This window comes from Paenibacillus sp. OT2-17 (assembly GCF_009827695.1).
GTDB classification, from domain to species: Bacteria; Bacillota; Bacilli; order Paenibacillales; family Paenibacillaceae; genus Paenibacillus; species Paenibacillus polymyxa_B.
Genome location: NZ_WUDQ01000494.1, coordinates 1 through 2768, shown reverse-complemented (window position 1 = coordinate 2768; position 2768 = coordinate 1). Strand labels below are relative to the sequence as shown.

Here is a 2768-nt window from a genome sequence, read left to right as displayed (position 1 = left end):
CGGAGTACGTCGCACCGCGCAATGAGCTGGAAACGAAGCTGGCGGCGATTTGGCAGGAGGTGCTGGGGCTTGCGAAGGAGATTGGCGTTCACGACAACTTCTTCGACATCGGCGGCCACTCCCTGCGAGCGACAACGCTGGCGGGCAAGGTATTTAAGGAATTAAACGTCAACCTGCCGCTGCGCGACGTATTCCGTCACTCGACGATTGCGGCGATGGCCGAGGCGATCGCCCGGATGGAACGGCGGGAGCATGAGGCCATTCCTCAAGCTGAGGAGAGAGAGTACTACCCTCTGTCCTCCGCCCAGAAACGGCTGTTCATTCAGCACACGCTGGATGGAGCGGATCAGCTTTACAACATGCCGGAGCTGGTGCAGGTGGAAGGCGAGTTTGATTTAGACCGGTTGGAAGCCGCCTTGCGGAAATTGATAACACGGCATGAATCGCTGCGCACCGGTTTTGAAATCGTGAAGGGCGAAGCGGTTCAGCGGATTTACCCGCAGGTCGATTTTGCTATCGAGCATCATCAAGCGGATAAAGAAGATGCGGCTCAAATCGAGCAGATCGTCCGCAGCTTCGTTCGTCCGTTTGATCTCGGCAAGCCGCCGCTGCTGCGAGCCGGGGTCATCGAGCTGGAGTCGAACCTGCATATTCTCCTTTTCGACATGCACCATATGGTGTCCGACGGCGTATCGATGGCGATTGTGATCGATGAGTTCTCAAGTTTCTACGCCGGGGAAGAACTGCCGCCACTGCGCATTCAATACAAGGATTATGCCGTTTGGCAGCAGTCGAAGGCCCACCGAGAGCGGATCGGGCGGCAGGAAGCGTACTGGCTGCAAACCTTCGAAGGCGAGCTGCCGACGGCGGACCTGCCGATGGACTACGAACGGTCTGCGGCTCGCAGCTACGAAGGCGCGCATCTGGAGTTCGACGTCGAAGCTTCTCTCTCTGCGCGGCTGCGCGAATTGGCGGCCGAGCGTGAAAGCACGCTGTTCATGGTGCTGCTTGCGGCTTATACCGTGCTGCTGTCCAAGTACAGCGGGCAGGAGGACTTGGTCGTGGGCACCCCGGTGGCGGGAAGAACGAACGCCGATTTGGAACCGGTCATCGGGATGTTTGTCAATACGCTGGCGATCCGCAATCGTCCGTCGGACGACAAAACGTTCTTGTCCTACCTGGAAGAAGTGAAGGAAACGGCTTTGGGTGCTTTCGAGAACCAGGATTATCCATTCGAGGAGCTCGTGGAGCGTTTGAATGTGAAGCGGGAGCCGGGCCGCTTCCCGCTGTTCGATGCCGTTTTCGACTTGCAAAATATCGAAGAACGAGACGCCGAGCTGGAAGGGGTCAGCCTGAAGACTTACGAGCTTGACCATTTGGAAGAAGCGAAGTTCGATCTGACGCTGTTTATGTATGAAAACAACGGGGCGCTGAGCGGGGGCTTCTTCTACGCCACCAAGCTGTTCAAAGAAGCGATGATCCGCACCTTGACCGAGGATTACCTGCGGGTACTGTCTCAAATTGCGGAAAATCCACAACTTGAGCTAAGCCGGATTGAATGTCATAAACCGGCGGCAGGCGCAAAGAGTGCCGTCGATACGATCGAATTCGCGTTCTAATCCTACAAGCGCGCCTCCGCCGTCAAGCGAAAGCGGCGCGCATCCCAAGGAAGACGGCGAACAACGTCCAAGCCCGTAAACGCGCAGGCCGAAAGCAAGCTTTTTCGGACCTGCGCCAGGGCATGCGGTCACTTCATTTTTAGGGGAGGTACAAATGAAATCTTTGTTTGAAAAGGAAGAACGGTACTGGAGCGGCAAGTTTGATGCCGATGACAGCCTGAGCTTCCTTCCCTACAGTCAATCCTCCAAATTATCCGCCGACGGGGAAGCTGCGGCCGAGCCGGGCTTGCTTCACCGTACTCTGCCGAGCGAACTCTCAGAGAGAATCATTTGCCTCGCCAACGGTTCGGATTTGGCTTTGTACATGATTGTTTTGGCAGGAGTAAAAAGCCTGCTGTTCAGATATACCGGGCGGGACCAAGTGCTGGTGGGCATGCCTTCTTATAGCGCAGACCCTGACGGGACTCCGCCGCCGCAGGACATTTTGGTAATCAAGACGTCCGTAAGCCACCAGACGACGCTGAAAACGCTGCTCGGGGGCATCAAAGCCTCCATCGGCGAGGCGCTGGAGCATCAGCACCTGCCTTTTCGGAAAATGGTGGAGCCGCTCCATCTGGACTATACGGGGGACGGCCTACCAATCATCAACACCGTCGCATCCTTTGCACCGATTCATCCGGAACCGCTGGGCAACCGGGTGGCGGCCGATATGGTTTTTCGCTTCGACCGCCAAAACCATTCCATCGAGCTGGAAATAAGCTTTGACGGGCAGTGGTACGAGCGGGCATTTGTGGAACAGGCGGCCGACCATCTTGTTCGGCTGCTGTCCGTGCTTTTATTTCAGCCGGATCTGGAGCTCGGACAAGCCGATGTGCTGTCCCCAGACGAGAGGGAGACGCTGCTGAAGCGATTTAATGACACCGAAACCGGGTTCGAGCGGGGGAAAACGATTTACGGCTTGTTCGAAGAACAGGCGGAGCTTTACCCGGACAACGTGGCCGCCGTCATGAACGAGGGGCAGTTGACCTACCGCGAGCTGAACGAGCGATCCAACCGCCTTGCGCGGAAGCTGCGGGAGACGGGAGTAGAAGCGGACCAGCTGGTAGCGATTCTGGCCGAACGCTCGCTCGATATGGTTGTGGGCATTCT

2 protein-coding genes are annotated in these 2768 nt (G+C 57.0%); both read left to right on the top strand.

The features are described 5' to 3' along the window. Positions 1 to 1619 (top strand): condensation domain-containing protein (locus GRP75_RS23640; protein WP_237449158.1); only part of this gene is annotated, 1619 nt, incomplete at its 5' end. Positions 1620 to 1773: 154 nt separating this feature from the next. Then, positions 1774 to 2768 (top strand): condensation domain-containing protein (locus GRP75_RS23635; protein WP_160790534.1); only part of this gene is annotated, 995 nt, incomplete at its 3' end.